The organism is Alishewanella agri BL06, assembly GCF_000272005.1.
Lineage (GTDB): Bacteria > Pseudomonadota > Gammaproteobacteria > Enterobacterales > Alteromonadaceae > Alishewanella > Alishewanella agri.
In genome coordinates this window covers 77,565-95,358 of record NZ_AKKU01000006.1, presented here as the reverse complement: position 1 = coordinate 95,358, position 17,794 = coordinate 77,565, and the positions used below count along the sequence as shown (strand labels likewise).

Sequence of the window (17,794 nt, the reverse complement as noted above, 5' to 3'; positions counted from 1 at the left end):
CAAGCAGCAAATGTCAACACGCCCTAGTAACCGCTGTAATATTAGCGGGCTGAACACTGGAACAAACCGGTGTTCATCCGCTATGCTCGACACAGTAACTTAACTTCAGAACAGCTGCCATATAGCCGGCAGCATCTTAGTAATGGAATAGCGTCGATGGATGGAATTAACCTGGCTATATTGGCCGGTGCTTTATTGTTTTTTATCAGTATTATCGCCACCTTGATCTCCGCAAGGCTTGGCGCTCCTATGCTATTGGTATTCTTGCTTGTCGGCATGATTGCCGGTGAAGATGGCATAGGGGGCATCCAATTTTCCAATCCGCAAACTGCGTTTTTAATCGGCTCCATCGCACTGGTGATTATTCTGTTTGATGGCGGCATGCGCACGCATCCGGAGCGTTTCCGGGTAGCTTTGGCACCAGCTTCCATGCTGGCTACCTTTGGCGTGGTGCTGACCTGTGGTGTAGTAGGTGTGGCAGCTGCTTATTTACTCAATTTATCCTGGGTTGAGGGATTGTTGTTAGGAGCAATTTTAAGCTCGACTGATGCGGCTGCCGTATTTTCGATCTTTCAGTCACAGCGTTTAAAAATTAAAGAGCGGGTAGCCTCAACCTTAGAAATCGAATCTGGCAGTAATGACCCGATGGCGATTATGCTCACCCTGACATTAGTGTCATTGCTGGCAAATGATCAGAGCCTGGATTGGTTTGTCCTGGTCAGTTTTATGCAACAAGCTCTGGTTGGCGGCGCCATGGGCTACGCAGCGGGCAGGGTGTTTGTTTATCTGTGCCGTAAGCTACCGCTGAGCTTTGCATTTTTCCCACTGCTGGCAGTCGCCAGCAGTGTTGTGATCTACGCTTTAACGAACTCGTTCGGCGGCAGTGGTTTTCTCGCCGTCTATCTGATGGGCTATATCGTGGGTAATGCCAAACTACCGCAGATTATTCATATATTGCGGATGCATGACGGCTTAGCCTGGATCAGCCAAATTAGTATGTTTTTAATGTTGGGGTTATTAGTTTCACCAACCAATTTGCTGGAACACCTTGGGCCTGCCTTATTACTAGCCGCAGTACTCATTTTTATCGCCAGACCGCTGGCTGTATTTATTTGTTTAATTCCGTTCAAATTTCCGGCCAAAGATCAGCTTTTTATCAGTTGGGTTGGCTTACGTGGCGCCGTACCAATCATTCTGGCGTTGTTTCCATGGTTGGCTGGCGTGCCCAATGAACATTTGTATTTTGATGTAGCCTTTGTCGTAGTTATCGTATCGTTATTGCTGCAAGGCTGGAGTTTGATCCCGGTAGCTCGCTGGTTGAAGCTAGAGGTACCGGCGGAATTAGAGCCCGACCAGGCGATGCCTTTGGATGCGATTCCGGCAAAAGAAGTGATGGAAGTACTTGCCTATAAAGTAACCAGCAACTCGCCGGTGCTCACCTTAAAGTGGCAACAACTCGCTATTACTTTACCAGTACAGTATCTGGGCTTAATACGCGATGGAGAATGGTTGCAGGCAGCAGAGGATCCCGCTATTGCGAATGGCGACACCATCATGGTGCTGGCGCCACTTAAACATGTGAAAAAACTGAGCGAAGTGCTCGCCAGCGATGCAGATAAAAGCATCCTTGATAACAGTAATTTCTTTGGTGACTTTGTACTTAACGGTAATATTTCATTACGGGATTTGGACGCGTTTTACACCATCGATTTCAAAGATCAGGACCAAAATCTCAGCCTGGCCGATTATATTACGCAGAAATTTCACCGCCGGGTGGTGGTGGGCGATCAGGTTAGACTCGACCAGTTATTGCTAACGGTACGTCAGATTGATGATAAAGGCCAAATCCAACAAGTAGGTATAAAGCCCGTGTCAGTATAGGGTTTATTGACATTTTCTGGTTGTTTTTGCAGCTGAGTGGCGAGTATTTACACAAGGCAGGGCTTGTGATGTGTAGTCCTATGTTAGTGCGCAAATCTGCGTGCTAGTGCTGATTATCCGACTTTGGTTTATCCACTGTAGCACCGTTATCTGAGGGAAAAACACATCCTTCGTTTCCCGCTTGCAGATGATGTGATTGATTAGTCGAGGAAGCTTGCAGCCCGGTCAGTGATGATTTAACTACTGCAGCCGGGATGGTATCGTTTGGATGCATCATTAATGTCATTGACTGTTCAAATGAGCGCAGCGCCAGTTGCATAATAAAAATTCCGACAATAAACAGAATGGACACGGCAGTCAGTAACGCAGCAACGATAACAGCAAATAGCTTGGTATAGTCGATGTTAACTGACATTGCTGCCATAGTTTCTGCACCAGACGAATGTGCTACTTGATATTCAGCATGCTCGCGAGTCATTAGATTTCCTCATCACGTTTGGTTAACAAAAATATAGCAATCTTACGCGTATTTGCAACTCAACAGAAAGATGATATCTCTGAATGATGTCGAGAGCTCGGAGTAAAGCCTGGTGAACCTATCTAGCCTATAATGTATATTATGTTAAATTGATAATTATTTTATTGTTTAGTTACCCGTTATAAGTCCCCCTATAAACCATCAACGGTATATGAAACTTGCGCCACATCCATCGCACTTTAACCGGTAAGTTTCTTTGGCTTTGCTTACTTTAGTTTGCGGGCTACTGCATGCCGGGCAAACACGTTTTAACGGTGTATTGCCACCACAGCTGCCACATTGCGTGTAGTACTAATCAGCATGGGTCATATGGTCTTGAATAATAGATTTCGCGCTATAATGCCAACTTTAGCGTTATAGAGAGTTTCAAGAGCAGCTTATATGCAGGTATCTTGGTACTTCGTCACTGCTCTGCTTTGGCCATTATTACTTTGGCAAGGCAAGCGTCTGCGCAAGCTGGCTGTGCGGTTACGTGAAGCCGCTGGTGACAGAGCTGGCAGTATTGCTGCAAGCAAGGTGACGGCACAACAACCCGTGTTAAAAGTATTGATTTGTGGTGACTCGGCGGCAGCTGGTGTCGGTATTGCTTCGCAGCAACAGGCGCTGGCTGGCCATCTGACCCGGGCGTTAGCGGTTGCGAACTCTGTAGAATGGCAGTTGGTGGCGCAAAGCGGCCTGTGTTGTAACGGACTGATTAAGTTACTGCAAAGTATGCCCGAGCAAAACTTTGATCAGATCTATGTTTCGATTGGTGTGAATAATGTCACCGCTCTGACTGGAAATCGCCAGTACCGCGAACTGTGTCGGGAATTACTCGCATTGCTTAGCACCCGATTTCAGTCACCACTGATTATTATTAGCGCCATACCACCGATGCAGCAGTTTACCGCGCTACCCTGGCCGTTAAATCAGTGGCTTGGTCTGAAGGCGCGACTCTTAAACAGGGTTTTAGCGCAAGAGTTAGCCCAGTGGCCCAACGCAGTGTTGGTTGATGCTAAGCTGCCGTTAAGCCCGGAGCTACTGGCAGCAGACGGCTTTCATCCTTCGGCTAAAGGTGCGGCGCTTTGGGCACAATTACTACTGGAAAGAGCTGCTACAGACTGTAAGCAGACTTAAGATAAGTGATAACGATGAACGATAGCGATCTACCCTACTCGCAAGCCTGTGAAAATAACAAGTCCCCTATTCTGTCGGTATTAAATCAGGCGTTTGCCAATTGCCAGCAGGTACTGGAAATTGGCAGTGGTACTGGCCAGCATGCGGTTTACTTCGCCAGTCAGCTGGCTCACCTTTGCTGGCAAAGCAGCGATCAGCACTGTAATTTACCGGCGCTGGCTGAACGGATCCGCCGTGCGGCTTTAGCCAATTTGAGGGTTAGCCGGGATTCTGGAAATTTTTCATGAAAAGTATATTATCTAACTGATTCAGAAATATATTTCTGAATTTCCTTTCCGCAGCATCGCTTGTATTTAATAGAACTCTTGCAACAACACGTATCGTGATCTCTATACCCCGCTTTTAGCGCCCCCAATAGAAATCTTTTGGCTTCCATGAGTGGTTTCATTTTTGCTTCAGGTACAGTTATAAAACCGTACTCGAATTCGCGGCCATCCTGTAAAGCTTTGCTGAGAAGTTCAGATATTTGGATAAAGTGATGAATGATGATGTCATCACGTAACGCGAGTCTTACATTATCAACACGTTTGCCGTCATATGGCCGCTTTGGGGTGTGAGCGAACAAAATAGTCTGTTCTTCATCTTGCTTCGGTGTGATATCGACCCAGTCCCCTTTTGGATTTTGCCAAATAGCATGAAATTCAGCTTCTATCATGACATTAGGCCATTCCCAAATCTGCCATCCACATAGCATTTTTCCACCATTTGAGAGAACTATGCGTTCTACATTCGGAAAACATTCGTTCACTATCGCCCCTGGTTCAGGCTGCACTTTTACATAAACCGGTGGTGCCTTCAGGTTTAACTTTGATATTAACCTATTTGACTTGCTTTGAAATGGTTTGCGGAGTGTTTGAGTTGCTCACAACGCCCCCTTAATAGTTTTTTGCCAACACTGCAAACTCTCTTATTACGGGATCCCAGTTATCTGGAGCGCCAAGCATTGTAGGAGTTTGCTCTGCGTGCCGTCGTAACGCAGCCTCAAAAACTTTCATATCAAGTCCCGGACCAAAACGACTGTGCAAGTCATCCATGACACTGGCAAAACGATTCTGATCCAATTGGTGACCGGTGTACCAGGTTGGAATGCCTGCCCAAGGGGCTATTATGGCGTATACTTCATCTTCCATTTTTCTGTCCTTTTTGATTATTGCTATCACATAAGTATATGACTATTAAGCTTTACATGCCGTTTTAGCATGTTTTCGGTCGTTATTTTTTAGCCCAATTTACCGGATTAGCTAAAATAGTTGGCCATTGCCTCAAAGCCATGGATAACTTGGCAGCCAAGCAGTGTTCCCAAATCAAGCTCTTCTGAGCTTATTAGATTTGCTAAGCGCCTGTCGGTTAGAAACACATCACAGATTGATAGCGCATCTGCTGCAACGGAAAAATCATTTAAATCCCCGCTTTTAAAGCGTCGGTTTGGATCAGTGCGTAGACTCCCATGCAAAGCAATCAACACTCGCAGTGTTGGAAAGGCTAAATAAAAAGTATCCGACTGCCAGATTGCCATGATGTAGCACGCCATTTCAGCCACAATTTTTGGTTCAATGGCCTGTCCTTCAATGTCTGCCCAGGCTTCAATACAGCCTTTTAGCTCCACAAAAATTGTCTGTTTTAGGGTGCCGACGTCGCCCTGATATTTGATTTTGGCTTCGTTGAGCGATGTAAGTCCAAGTTCATTATTCCATTTCTCGTCAGGTGCCGTCGCTGCCACTTTCAACTGCGCGGACATGGGCAATTCCGTCATCGCATCAAACCACGCCTTGTTGAAAGTGTTCTGGTCGATACTGGCAGTGACAAATGCAGGAAGCGTGGGGTAAGACAATTCCTCATCAGTTCCAGTGGACTGCATAAATAATCAGATGCGGCCTTGTGCACGTTCCATTGAGCTGAGGTCAGCTGCACCAGTTCTTCCCGGATCCGTTCATGTTGATGGACAATACAAAACCCGCTTGAGAACTCATCGACAAGGTCATTTAATACCGCTCGTGTTTCAGGAATGACCAGCGCATCTAACTCTACAAAGGTCGGAAAGGCGATTGGAAAGACATACTGACCCGAATGCGCTTTAGCGAAGAATGTCTCTGCGAACATGATCATGGCAACGGTTAATTTTAACTTTTTGAGTTTATACGCATCTGACGATGTTTCTCAATATGGTCTTGAAGCCGCTTAGACGCAAGCCGATTAAGCTCATGAAGTTCTGTCACTATTTTCACCTTCGCCAAACGTCTACTCAATGACTTTGACAGTAAAATCCAATGGTTCGGTTTTCCGGTTAATATCGATGTGATAATCCCCGTACCGATTAATATGAGATGTCCGGTAAGGTGACAAACCGGCCAACGTTTCTGGCGTAACCTCATGACCTGCTTCAGCCAGTTTCTTGAGGAGTTTTGTCATCTTTTCCGTGTTATACAGGATCACCATATTGGCAACAAGTTGATTATATTTCACTATTTTTTGCTGCTCATGCCTAATATTCTCAGCAATGATCCCATCGTTGCCAAAAAATAACCATTTGGTGAAGTTATTGAAGGCTTCCGATTTGTTGGTTTCAGCATGGATGAGCTGACGAAGCTCGTGGTTATCTATGTAATTGAGCAAAAACATGGTTCTAATCAACCGTCCCAGCTCCCGAAACGCAAAGTACAACTTGTTCTTCCGGCTGAATGTCCCTAAGCGTTTGAGCAGTGTCGACGGCGTGATTCTGCCGAGTTTGATGGAGACAACCACCCGCAGCATATCTGGTAACCTGGCCTGGATCAGGTCGAAATCAATAGAGCCTTTGAACAAGGCATCAATGTGCTGGTATTTCGTGTCTTTGCTTGGCCGGTATAAACTCAAATCCTGAATGTTTCGGATCCGGGGCATCAGTTTTATCCCCAATAAATGCGCCAATCCAAACACTGTGTAACTCTGGGATTGTGTATCACCATGCAGCGTATCCGGTTGAATGTCTGAATCGTTTTTCTGCACGATGTCCAGGATATGAACCCCTTCATAGGTACCACAAGGAATAAAATGGCTGAATAATGCAATGTAGGTATCCGACACGTGATAATAACCAATACCGCCATAACCACCGTATCGAATATGAAATTCTGACATCAAATTCTGCTCATATAGCTCCCATTTAGTCCCATCTGCAGAGGCGTGTTTACCGGAGCCCCAATACTTCGGTAAATCAAACTGGTTGTATGCATTGACGACTTTGGTCAACGCTTTTTCTAAGCGTTCTTCAGTGACATGGCGCAAGTTAAGCCAGGCAACTTGCTTTTGTGTAAAGCCTTTAACTGAGCGGGAAGTTTGAGCCGGCCCTAAATTGCAACCGTAGCAAAACAGTGTGGTTAAAAAACGCTGCTCCGGAAATTCAATTTTCACTTGGTTGCCGGCAGCTGTGTGTATCAACTTGTGCAGTTCAAGCCAGTGCTCGCAATCGGTCAGAATATCGACAATACTTGAGGGCTCCATCCCATCGACAATCGCGGTGTCTAAACGCTGGACAGCTGCGACAGGTCGTGCAGTATTGCTTTTCTTTAAACTAAGGCGTCCATCGATAAATTGGGCATGGCTATTACCAGGGAATGTGAGATCCACCGTCGTGGCCAACTCACTGAGCTCCAGCTGTAGTTCGGTGACAAATCGCTCAGCGTCATTAACGGGCTGTTCAACTTCCTGCGCATAGCGATCAATTTCCTGCTGGTACTCCTCCCAACTGACCAAATCCTCTCGGTAATCGTCATATTCCCTGGCGTGTACCACATGCAAATCCCCTGATTGAAGTTCTCGCCGGATCATAGAAAAGCACGCCAGTTCATATAGTTTGCGGTGATACAGGGCATTTCCTGCCACGTCACGTCTGATAATGTTTTGCCATTGCGGAGACAGAAGTGTAAGCAGATCGAATTCATCCGATTGCAGTTGCGATACTGGCAGCATTTCTTTGTGACTGTTCCGCAGTGACTGTAGGTTGGCAATGAGTGAAATGGTGCTCTGATCGGTTGAGGTACTGCGAAGCTCCATGGCTTCCAGACACAAAAACAGCAAGGACCGTTTCTGATGATAAGGCTGCAGCATAAATGGTAAAAAACCATGGGCTACTGCCGCCAGATATTCCTGACACTTCGCCATTTGGGTGGTCAAGTCCGGTGAAAATGTTTTCTGAATAGCGTCAATTCGCTCTTCCGCGGTGCCTTCGCTACCAAACGCCGCCATGGCATCAAAGTAACCACGAACGAGCGCTTCGCTTTCCTTTTGCCGGTTCAAAATATGCTGGTCGTAATTCTTTTTTGCGACACTCTCCAGTCCCCGCAGAATACGGATCATGATGTCTGCTACATCATCCAGTGCTTTCCCATGCTGACCCCGGATAAGGAGCACCGCTAACGCATAACGCTTTAGGGGCTTGAGTTCCCGCATATCTTTGGCGTCCAATGCACGGGCCTCCAGCATGAACTGACTCAGTTTGGTCGCGGGGAGGCGTATTTGTGGCATTTGCTCACTGAGCGATTTTAGCCAGGTCACATGCTGAATGTAGGAACGGATCTCTCTGGCGCTCGGCTTTTTGGGTTCTCGCTTTAACCGCTGCCAGGCGCTGTAACTTTCATTGACATCTTTGATCAGGAGTTGGTCCAACTCGGCTATGGATTCCGGTCGCAACTCATCGTAAATGGCCCGGTAGTATTCAGTGTTCACTTCATTTCTGGCAGTTCTTGCTAAGCGCAGTAGACGAGTAAACCCCGGCAGCTCAAACCGGTGGTGGATAAGCTCCTCCAGCGAGACGTTGAGGATGTCATTAACGGCGTCTTTAACCAGTGCGGCACGCCTTGCCACCGTTTTCAACCATGCCCAATCGGCTTCCTGCAGCAATTTGACACCGACAAATTCGCGTATCTGCGCAAGATGTTTGGTTCTGGCGGTCGATTTAATATAGGCTGCCCAGTCCTTCGCAGAAGGCAGCGTAGTGATGCCTGTTAATTTTGCAAGGTATTTGATTAAGGTGTCTGGGCAGTCAAGGGGGGACACTACATACCCGAGCCGTTGTAGCGTTTTCAGTTGCACCAGAAACCCCAATCGCTGGATGGGTTTTCTGATAGCACTGAGCCATTCCAGTTCGTAGTTGGTCGGTTGATACTGTTTGTTTAAGAGCTTGAGAGAAAAATTCGCCGGTAAGGTCGGGTATGCGGTTTGAGCAACTGTCGCCATTGATCATCCTTCACATCGTGCATCTCTTTTGGTGTCCAGAACAACATACCAGCGTATTAATTTCAATAGCGATTTCTTTGTTTATTTCAGTGCATTAAATGAAATTAAATAGATGAAACGTTAGATGGATGGCTACGTTGGATTATGGCTCCTCTGCTGGTACTCCGGCTCCAATACAGCCGTTTTCGAAGTTAACTTTCTCTATTGCTGAACATCTGTCTGCATTGGCTCTGAACAATTTGAAAAGGTCGTCTGCACTTAGAGCAAACTCTTGAATGGCAAAACGACCGTCAGACTGGAGCACATGAAAACGAATCTTCGTAGATGGCCCCGGTTTGTTTTGAGTGATATACGACATCATTTCAAGCGAGTGCTGATAAGAGCCTTGCTCATCTAAGAGCGGAATAATATCAAAGACAAGTAATTTATGCCCAGGTGGCAGCAGCGCATCGTCGTCGTTTCGCAGTTTCACTTTGGTGGCACCTGCTAACAAATCACTGCTGAACCATGCTCGGATCAGTGATGCAGACGCATCTCCCGTGTTGACAGCAGTCACACGAAGAGTGGTCCCATCAATCGAAGGCATTGTGAGTGAAGCCTCGGACTGTGGGGTGTGAAAAATGCCATACAGTAACGGTATCACAATACCCATGACAGAGATAAGTGCAGTGAGAAGCGCAAGTATCGTGCTAGAAAATGGGATAAAACTGAACCAGTTTTGGTAAGAGCGGCATATCGAACAAATTCGTGCGCCATGAGGGATTGGGTGACAGCAATGCTTACAGAGTACCTGTGATTTCTGCGTTGTATCAGGATCAGTCATATTTTACCTCAGTCTTATGAAACGATTACCCTCTGAAAATGGATCGTCTTTGGCACCATGCTTATTTCTTGGTTTCTTCCGGCATGGACCACATTCCACCAGCAAAAGCCACAGAATCCTTAATCAGTAAAATCAGCTCTTTGCGATAGTTCGTTCCATCCAAATCAGCATATCGCAGTGTGATTTTCAATCGAGAATTGTATTTCCAAAACGATTGTTGATTCACTCCAGTAAACCCAAAAGAATTCGACACAGACTTGCCGTTCAGCAACACCGGGATCTCGGCGTCCTCCTGAAAACATTTTTTGACATGAGTCCATGTGGACCCCGGCTTTTTCCCTGCATGGGGCCCAGGCTGAATGCATTGTTCAAGATCGGAGTCCTCGCAGTAAAGCCGCACATTCACCGCTGGCCGGTTGCCGGTGTTCACCACAACCAGATTATAGGCAATGAACGCTTCATCTTGAGCTGTCGCTGTTTCTATGCATGCGACCACTATTGGGCAATTACTGCGCAGCCAATTTCGATGAGATATCCAGAGCGCTAAGCAGGATATGCCAAAAGCCGCGCTCGAAAGACCAACCTTACCAGCGTCCATCCAATCCATATCCACCTCTTAATCCCATTGCTGCCCAGTAGCTTGCTCTTTCAGTGTAATTTCGACCATACATTGATGCGCTCTGGCGGCATCATGGAGCTGTAGTAACAGGTCATCCACTATGCCATCCAGTTCCTCGTGATCCCGCGCCTGCATCGTCAACAAATAACTCTCTTGCTGGCTTCCTTTACTCATGGCGTAAGGTTTCAGACAGTATCGTTCTATATGCTGTCGAGCGGCCGAGCTTCGTCCACGTTGATGGTAAGGCTGAAGATGAAGCCGTAATTCCAGGACATGTGTCTTTAACTGATTTTGCACTTGGCTCGGTGCGGGTAGCGCCAAAGCTTGGTCAATTGCCTGTTGAGAGAAAGGATCGTTTGATTCCAGATAGCGCATCGCAGACTTTACATCGCGCCATCCGACGTGTTCCATGAGTTGCTTCAGGGACCACCCTTGTTGGTTAGCCCAGTTTGCAAAGCCCCGGCGCAGCGAATGGCTGCTATAGAGTGCCGCGTCGCCCACCTGAGCTTGTTGCAAAAGGTGTCGAAGTAACGGAATGATGCTATCGGCGCGTAGGGACGACTCAGAGACCATGCCCCAGCGATTGACTGCGCGAAACAAAGGGCCGGCCGCTTGTTGCAGTAACACCAAATACTGCCGGCAGGCGTCGACCGGGCATAGCCGCTGCAACTCAGGTAATCGAAAAGCCTGGCCCTGATTGGTCCGGTCCGTCTTACTTCGCGGCAGATAGGCGATCATCCCTTCATTTGGCACGAACTCCAGATGTTCGATGTGAAGACGACTGAGCTCGTCACTGCGAAAGGCACGCCAGAATCCCATCAGCACCAAGGCTTTATCACGAACGGCTCTCAGGTGCTTGGCATAGTTTTCTGTCTGCTGGGCCTGCAGTGCTTGCTGATCCAGATAGCCAATTATCTGCTCAAGCACATTGAGTTGTAACGGTTTAGCTTGTTTCGCTTTATCCGGATGCAGTTCTCGGATCCCTTTTAAGACCTGACGAACCAACGGAGCTTTGGTGGGGTCGGCAAAGCCTTGGGCCTGATGCCAACTGGATAGCGCGGCCAGCCGCTGCTTTAAGGTCGTGATAGCCAGTGTATCGGCGTAATGCGCCAGGTAGCGGGCCAACTCCGTGGCGGTGGTCGGCAACACGCCCCCCCAGGCAACTTCAAAATGTTCGACCGCCGATTGATAACTACGCCGGGTATGTTCGCGTGTGGCAGCCTGTAAATAACGATCAACTTTACTCACCAGGCCACCTCCGTACTAAGACAGTTGTCGAATAGTGCCCATCGGCACAAACAATCGTTGCGGTTGGTCGGTCAGCGGCATAAACATGCCCATGTGCTGATAAAATCGTAGGGTCGCATCATCCAACACATCCAAGACTACGCCCAGGGCCGGTAAGCCCCGATCGGCCAGTTCAAGAGCTGTCCTCAGTGCCTGCACCAGTGTTTTAGCTCCTAGTTGCTGCCCCTGATAGTGAACAGACACGCCCAGTCGAGCCAGCAGCACGACCGGCACCGGATACGTCGGCAGTGATTTATTCTGCGCAGGCAGCTCTTCCCGTGCCACCGTACTACTGGCCAGAGTATAATAGGCAGCGATCGGTAGTTTACCGTGTTCGGCCTGTTCGGTCAGTACCCAGGTCCGGCTCAAACCCAAACCGCTATTGCGCACTGCGTACCGGCTCAGGTAGTCATTAAGACTTGCTTTGCCACAATCAAACCCTTTTAAATCATGCAGGGCTGCATCCAGCAGCACAAATTCCGCTGCCAAGGCCAATTAAAACCCCTCATGGTCAAGTCGGGCTGCCGCCGCCTTTAAGCGAGCATGCGGCGTGGGTGGCGCTTCACATACCTGCATAAACTGATCAAACTGGGCTGACGTCAATTCAATGGCTGCCTGAGCCTGCAGGATCTGTGGGGCATTGTCACGAATAAGACGAACCATAAACTCCGTCAGGGATGCGCAGCCTGAAGCAGCTGCAGCGCGTTCTGCCAATTGCTTGGTTTCTGCATCCACCCGCATTTCGATCCGCTCTCGAAGTACTGTTGTCATGATATCCCCTCTGTACAAAAAAAGACCTGCACAGTATAGACCTGTACGGCATATTGCCGCAAGAAAAAGCGTGATAATGCCGGCTGTGTTTTGCCCGGTACCGCACGCCATTATGTATGGCCGAAAGGCTATTTGGAGCTCTGATCTGCCATTACCCCTGATAATGCCCTATTATCAGGGGTTAAATTATGTCGATTATTTGCAATTTATGGATATCGTAATATTATGTAATTACATATTACGTAATATTACGATTAAGAGGCAACCATGGCCAGAGACGGGATCACCAAGCATCAGGTTCAGCAGGTTCGGAACGAGCTCATTGCGCAAGGACGCCACCCATCTGTCGAACTGGTTCGGTCAGAGTTAGGCTCCGGGTCGAATACCACGATTTTGAAGTACTTGAGAGAGCTTGAAGTCGATGAGAAAGGACGTCTTGACAACCTTTCAGCGCTAAGTGACGAATTAGGCCAGTTCGTGGGCCATTTAGCACAGCGCCTCCAGGAAGAGGCCATGCAGCGCATTAAGACTACGGAAGAGCGGCATCATCTCGTGATCGCAGAGCGCCAACGACAACTTGACGTGCTACGGCAGGAATTGATGGCCATCAGTGAACATCGGGATAAATTGGAACACCAACACCGCGAAGCCTTAGCGCAGATTGAAGAACTGAAACATGCCCGTCATGAGGATGCGCTGCAGTTGTCTTCTATGACTTCGGAAAATCGCCATCTGAGCGGTACAATCCAGGATAAGGAAAAGCATATTCAGTCGCTGGAAGAGAAGCATACTCATGCCCGTCATGCTCTTGAGCATTATCGTGAGTCTGTGAAAACGCAACGGGAACAAGAGCAGCACAGGCATGATCATCAGGTACAACAACTACAGGCCGAGTTACGGTTAAGCCACCAAGCGTTGAGCGTTAAACAACAGGAATGTACAACCTTAAAAGAACAAACACAGCAACAGTCGGCGGAATTGCATCACGCCACACAGTCGGTCAGCAAGATTGAGCAACAATTATTGGGGAGCCAGAACAGCCAACAACAAACGGAGCAGCAACTATATCGTAAAGATACCGAGCTAAACAGATTGCAAAAGCAACACGAAGACTTGCAACAACAGTATGCGGCAGCGGCGGCTAAAGTCGCCAGTTTGCAGGCAAATGAGCAAGCCTGGCTGCAGGAAAAAGCGGCTTTGTCAGCGTCGCTCAGTACCCAGCAGCAGCTCTGGCAGACATTCTCCACAGTCAACGCCATTTCGACGCCGGCTCAATATGCCAAGGGCGAAGACGTTATTGTGGTCGATGCTGATCATGCCTTATATGACCGCATTGGCCAGGTCGAGCGCTGCGTGAAAAAGGGCAGCACTGTGAAATACTCTGTAAATTTTGACGGCGAGACCTATACCTTACCAGACAGGATCCTGAGACTGGCATGACCTAGCATTATCATTGCAACTGGCCATTGTCGGCCAGTTGCATATAATGCAGCACAACCAGTAGTTATCCATCAATGCATCACAACACTAAAAACTGCTCAACCAAATTGGTATTAAAATTCACCCCACACACAGGCAGCTGAGTAACCGCTATCTTCATCAGGATCAGTTTTTAACGCATTTTGACGATAAGCTTGCGGTAAGGCTCATTGCAATGACCGTAATCAATTGCGCCGATACCATTTTGTTTAGTTCAACAAAGTGTTTGACTTTTGATCAGTTAACCAACCAGAATCCGTAAACAACGTTATCCACAAGAGAACGCTATCTTCATGACCTATAGAATTCAACTGATCTCCAAAACTTCCGCGCCTGCAAGAAATACATACCTAGCTGGGCAGCTTTGATGAACGAGCTAAGCAGACTCCAGCACAGTCATGTTGTTACGGCTGCGTGCCAGTTCACTGAGCAGGTTCCTCACGCTAGAGCTCTCGGCATTCAGGTCGTCTCGGTAGACCGAGACCAGGTCCGTATGCGTCTGACTCCACAGTCATGGATGTTCGCGCAAGAGGATACGAAAGAAATCTGCACCAGCTTACTTTATTCGCTGGCAGACTCCGCCGGAGGCTTGGCCGTAATTGCAGGGGCCATGGAGTTGATGCCCATTGCTACGCTGGATCTGCGCATGGATTATTTGCGGCCTGCCAACGGCGACCGAGCCCTGTTGGCTGTAGCTACCTGTCGTCATTTAACAGACCAGGTCGCGTTCATTGATTGCGACATTTTCTGCGAGGCTGATAGCGAATTATTGGCTACGGCAAAGGCCACCTTCATGAGAAACACTCATGGACAGCAATTCCACTCAGATGGATTAAAGAAGAACAGCGTATGAGTAAGACAGATGATTTGGCACAACAAAGATCGCGCGCTGCAGAAAGTAGGGAGAAATGTGCTGACTGGAAAGCTCTGTTGGAGCGTATTCCCTACGCACAGCACCTTGGACTTCAGGTACAGTGCGGTGATGCAGTTGTATTGGTTTACTTGCCGTGTAATGAAACGCTGATTGGCAACTTCATGCTACCAGCCCTCCATGGAGGTGTAGTTGGAGCCCTGATTGAACTCACCGCTCGGGTGGCTGCACAGAGCAAAGATAGAGATAAACGTTGCCCGCGTATCATCGACAGCCACGTAAACTATCTTCGTTCCGCGAAGGCCCAATCGACTTTCGCGAGCGCAGAAATTGTTCGGCAAGGCAGGCGGTCCAGCTTGGTCAGTGTGACCTGCTGGCAGAACGATAAAAGCAAACCGATCGCTAGTGGTCAGGTTCAGTTGTTACTCCCGACAATCGCCGCCGAACAAGAAGAACTTCATGACTCATAAGGGCTTCAATCCTGAACACTGCGAATTCTGGTCGCTCACGATTTTCATCATTGAACCGCTGCGCCGCTAGGACGCAGCGAATTGTGTGCAGAGGGTCACGATCGAATTCAGAACTTAATTGAACGGCTGCGCCGCTAGGGCGCAGCGAATTGTGTGCAGAGGATCACCATCGAATTCAGAACTTAGAAGGATTTCGGTACCCGGCCATCATTTCCATCATCCAGCCCGGGTACTCCTCCGGTATACGACTCACCTCGTCCAGAGCTTTACGCTCGTCATCAGAGAATCGGATCTGTGCGGCCCGGATATTGGCTTTCAGCTGCTCTGGTCGCTTGGCACCAACGATAATACTGGAGACAGACTCTTGGTGAAGTAACCAGGCTAGTGCAATTTGAGCCACACTGACCGGTTCTCCGTCAATCTGCTTTCCGTCGGCCACCTCACGCATTACTTTTATAATGTCTCTGCCCCGTTCACGGTTAACTGGAGGAAAATCGAATTTGGCACGACGGTTCTCCTCGGACACGTCAGGACCTTCGTATTTGCCGGAAAGATAACCACCGGCTAGTGGACTCCACACCATCAACCCTACCTTTTCCGACGATAGCATGGGGATAACTTCCCGCTCCAGGTCGCGGCCAACTAGGGTATAGTAGGCCTGCAGCGACGTCACTGGGCACAGATTTCGGGCCTGGCTAATACCGATGGCCTTCATGACCTGCCAAGCGGCCCAGTTGGACAAGCCTACATAACGCACATACCCCTGTTGTACCAGGGTGTTGAGTGCCTCCAGCGTTTCTTCGATTGGAGTGGCCGGATCAAAGCCATGGATCTGGTATAAGTCGATATAGTCAGTTTGCAAACGACTTAGGCTTGCCTTGCACTCGTTCATGATGTGGCCACGGGACGCTCCACGGGCATTGGGCCCCTCGCCCATAGGGCCGAGCACCTTGGTCGCCAAAACGACATCCTCTCGGCGAACACCGAGGTTTTTCAAGGATTGCCCGACGATAAGCTCACTAGCGCCGAGACCATAAATATTAGCCGTATCGATGAAGTTGATGCCGGCCTGCAGGGCTATTCTTACAAGCTCGTCAGCTTGCTCCTGCCTTAGTTGCCCAATTAGACCCCAAATATCTTCGTCACCACCAAAGGTCATGGTTCCAAGACAGAGTTCAGAGACCATCAATCCGGAGTTTCCGAGAGCTTTGTAGCGTATATGATTTTGTTCGAAGTTCGGTATTTTATCAGTAGTCATGTTACACCTCTTTATAACAGGTTAATGTCCCGACTTATTGTCGGGTCTTTTCATTAGAACTCAGATGTCAATCAATTATTCTTTCCGAGCACTTTGTCGGCATCTACCCAGCAACATTTGTATTGCAGCATCGAACGATGCCGGGTCTTGTGCTGTGCGAGCCGCTAGGTGAGCTCCTTCCAACATTGCTAATGTCGCACAGGCTTCTTCTTCGGGAGCAGTAATGAGCGAAATGGACCTGTCTTTCAGACCCAGTTCAAAAATGCATTTAATCCATTTCAGCAGCATTGCTCGAACCGCACCAACCCGAATCACAACCTTTTCGGAAATGCGTTCTCGGCATATTGAAAACGCAACGCAAAGGCAGACAGTTTGGCCTCCATTCAGTGCCTCTCGGTATAATCTAATGAGAGCCATCAGACGTTCGTCAGCGCTAAGATGGTCGTTCTCTATTTCAGCTAGGCGTTCTTTCAAACTGGTGTGATACCGAGCGATCAGATGATCGGATAGATCCGCCTTAGTCGGAAAATGATAATGAATGGAAGCCTTTCTAATGCCAACGGCTACAGCAAGATCGGCATAGCTAAACCCATCAAAGCCCCTTGACCGAGCGTTGTACTCTGCGATGTCAAGCAGGGTTGTTCTTGTATCACGGTTCATAAATATCTAATGGTTGATGTAGTTAGTGTTTAGGCCCCGGTCAATTACACCTCGGGGGCCCTGACAAACCGAAGGTGCCCAGTCTTCATCCAGATTTTCGCCCCAAGGCCCCCAGCTTTTGCTGACAACGCTTCTCCCTCGGGTAGGCGCAGCCAAGCATTCTTACTCAATACATCATCGTTTATCATGACTTCGCCGTCCAGTATTAGCATCTCAATCCCGCCGACTGCGTTAGAATTCAAAGTAGCGCCGGAGTCAAGCTTGTGGAATGTCACCGCTTCTCGCCCGTCCTCATGTAGAAGCGAGGTGGCAACCCCCTCCACTGACGCATTCAGTTCCGCTTCCATGTTTTTTTTGAATTGATTTCGATCCTCAGGATCGAACTGCCAGAGCTTGACAAAAATTGTACAGCCCTCGGCAGAGCAGGGCACATGAGATGTCGTCGGAGGATTCCGAACATAGGTTCCTGAGGGATAATCCCCGTGCTCGTCCTGAAACACCCCGTCAAGTACGATGAATTCCTCGCCACCAACGTGAGTATGCGCAGAGAACTGGCTGCCTGGCGCATAACGCACAATACTGGTGGCACGAGCCACCTCGTCACCGATGCGATCCAACATTCTACGCTCGACCCCCTTCACTGGCGAAGGACACCAAAGCAGCTGGTCGGTATCAATAACTACGGGTTTTGTGATATCTGCATTTATTTCCATGCTATGTCCTTTTGTTAATTCGTCTGACAAGCCA

Annotated in this window: 18 protein-coding genes and 1 pseudogene; 6 read left to right on the top strand and 13 right to left on the bottom strand. The window is 48.4% G+C overall.

Annotated elements, in window-relative coordinates:
* Positions 1 to 156: 156 nt before the first annotated feature.
* Positions 157 to 1,881, top strand: coding sequence for a potassium/proton antiporter (locus tag AGRI_RS03080; protein WP_008983547.1), 1,725 nt, complete (start codon positions 157 to 159; stop codon positions 1,879 to 1,881).
* Positions 1,882 to 1,984: 103 nt separating this feature from the next.
* Here the strand turns inward: AGRI_RS03080 and AGRI_RS03075 are convergent, their stop codons facing one another.
* Entirely contained in the window at positions 1,985 to 2,359 is a 375-nt protein-coding gene (locus AGRI_RS03075; RefSeq protein ID WP_008983546.1) for a hypothetical protein, read from the bottom strand.
* Between the two features lie 441 nt (positions 2,360 to 2,800).
* On the opposite strand from AGRI_RS03075, the gene AGRI_RS03070 reads away from it, so the two are divergent.
* A complete protein-coding gene (locus AGRI_RS03070) occupies positions 2,801 to 3,535 on the top strand; it encodes an SGNH/GDSL hydrolase family protein (protein WP_008983545.1) in 735 nt (244 codons plus the stop codon).
* 14 nt (positions 3,536 to 3,549) lie between these two features.
* Positions 3,550 to 3,789, top strand: a pseudogene (locus AGRI_RS03065) (DUF938 domain-containing protein); the annotation flags it as partial.
* Between the two features lie 41 nt (positions 3,790 to 3,830).
* Here the strand turns inward: AGRI_RS03065 and AGRI_RS03060 are convergent.
* The 9 genes from AGRI_RS03060 to AGRI_RS03020 form a co-directional block, all read right to left on the bottom strand.
* Positions 3,831 to 4,343, bottom strand: coding sequence for a zinc chelation protein SecC (locus tag AGRI_RS03060; protein ID WP_227498152.1), 513 nt, complete (start codon positions 4,341 to 4,343; stop codon positions 3,831 to 3,833).
* 127 nt (positions 4,344 to 4,470) lie between these two features.
* Complete coding sequence (locus AGRI_RS03055; protein ID WP_008983542.1) at positions 4,471 to 4,725, bottom strand: hypothetical protein; 255 nt, start codon at positions 4,723 to 4,725, stop codon at positions 4,471 to 4,473.
* 107 nt (positions 4,726 to 4,832) lie between these two features.
* Positions 4,833 to 5,453 (bottom strand): hypothetical protein, encoded by a 621-nt coding sequence (locus AGRI_RS03050; RefSeq protein ID WP_008983541.1) that lies wholly within the window; start codon positions 5,451 to 5,453, stop codon positions 4,833 to 4,835.
* A gap of 380 nt (positions 5,454 to 5,833) precedes the next feature.
* Positions 5,834 to 8,809, bottom strand: coding sequence for a Tn3 family transposase (locus AGRI_RS03045; RefSeq protein ID WP_008983539.1), 2,976 nt, complete (start codon positions 8,807 to 8,809; stop codon positions 5,834 to 5,836).
* 142 nt (positions 8,810 to 8,951) lie between these two features.
* A complete protein-coding gene (locus tag AGRI_RS03040; RefSeq protein ID WP_011789337.1) occupies positions 8,952 to 9,632 on the bottom strand; it encodes a hypothetical protein in 681 nt (226 codons plus the stop codon).
* Between the two features lie 61 nt (positions 9,633 to 9,693).
* Positions 9,694 to 10,239 carry a hypothetical protein gene (locus AGRI_RS03035; protein WP_008983537.1) on the bottom strand — a complete coding sequence of 182 codons (546 nt, stop codon included), beginning with the start codon at positions 10,237 to 10,239 and terminating at the stop codon, positions 9,694 to 9,696.
* Positions 10,240 to 10,248: 9 nt separating this feature from the next.
* Positions 10,249 to 11,499 carry a site-specific integrase gene (locus AGRI_RS03030; protein ID WP_008983536.1) on the bottom strand — a complete coding sequence of 417 codons (1,251 nt, stop codon included), beginning with the start codon at positions 11,497 to 11,499 and terminating at the stop codon, positions 10,249 to 10,251.
* Between the two features lie 15 nt (positions 11,500 to 11,514).
* Positions 11,515 to 12,033, bottom strand: coding sequence for an N-acetyltransferase (locus AGRI_RS03025; RefSeq protein WP_008983535.1), 519 nt, complete (start codon positions 12,031 to 12,033; stop codon positions 11,515 to 11,517).
* Positions 12,034 to 12,309 (bottom strand): type II toxin-antitoxin system TacA family antitoxin, encoded by a 276-nt coding sequence (locus AGRI_RS03020; protein ID WP_040291339.1) that lies wholly within the window; start codon positions 12,307 to 12,309, stop codon positions 12,034 to 12,036.
* 267 nt (positions 12,310 to 12,576) lie between these two features.
* On the opposite strand from AGRI_RS03020, the gene AGRI_RS03015 reads away from it, so the two are divergent.
* From AGRI_RS03015 to AGRI_RS03005, 3 genes are all read left to right on the top strand, one after another.
* Positions 12,577 to 13,749, top strand: a complete 1,173-nt coding sequence (locus tag AGRI_RS03015; RefSeq protein WP_011789339.1) for a DNA-binding protein — start codon at positions 12,577 to 12,579, stop codon at positions 13,747 to 13,749.
* Between the two features lie 406 nt (positions 13,750 to 14,155).
* On the top strand, positions 14,156 to 14,641 hold the full coding sequence (locus tag AGRI_RS03010) for a PaaI family thioesterase (protein WP_008983532.1): 486 nt from the start codon (positions 14,156 to 14,158) through the stop codon (positions 14,639 to 14,641).
* Positions 14,638 to 15,129: a PaaI family thioesterase gene (locus AGRI_RS03005; protein ID WP_008983531.1), complete on the top strand. Its 492-nt coding sequence runs from the start codon at positions 14,638 to 14,640 to the stop codon at positions 15,127 to 15,129. The genes AGRI_RS03010 and AGRI_RS03005 overlap by 4 nt, the downstream gene beginning before the upstream one ends.
* 175 nt (positions 15,130 to 15,304) lie before the next feature.
* Here AGRI_RS03005 and AGRI_RS03000 read toward each other — a convergent pair whose 3' ends face one another.
* The 3 genes from AGRI_RS03000 to AGRI_RS02990 form a co-directional block, all read right to left on the bottom strand.
* Positions 15,305 to 16,387 carry an aldo/keto reductase gene (locus AGRI_RS03000; RefSeq protein WP_008983530.1) on the bottom strand — a complete coding sequence of 361 codons (1,083 nt, stop codon included), beginning with the start codon at positions 16,385 to 16,387 and terminating at the stop codon, positions 15,305 to 15,307.
* 75 nt (positions 16,388 to 16,462) lie between these two features.
* Positions 16,463 to 17,047 carry a TetR/AcrR family transcriptional regulator gene (locus AGRI_RS02995; protein WP_008983529.1) on the bottom strand — a complete coding sequence of 195 codons (585 nt, stop codon included), beginning with the start codon at positions 17,045 to 17,047 and terminating at the stop codon, positions 16,463 to 16,465.
* 44 nt (positions 17,048 to 17,091) lie between these two features.
* Entirely contained in the window at positions 17,092 to 17,760 is a 669-nt protein-coding gene (locus AGRI_RS02990) for a cupin domain-containing protein (RefSeq protein WP_008983528.1), read from the bottom strand.
* Between the last annotated feature and the right edge of the window lie 34 nt (positions 17,761 to 17,794).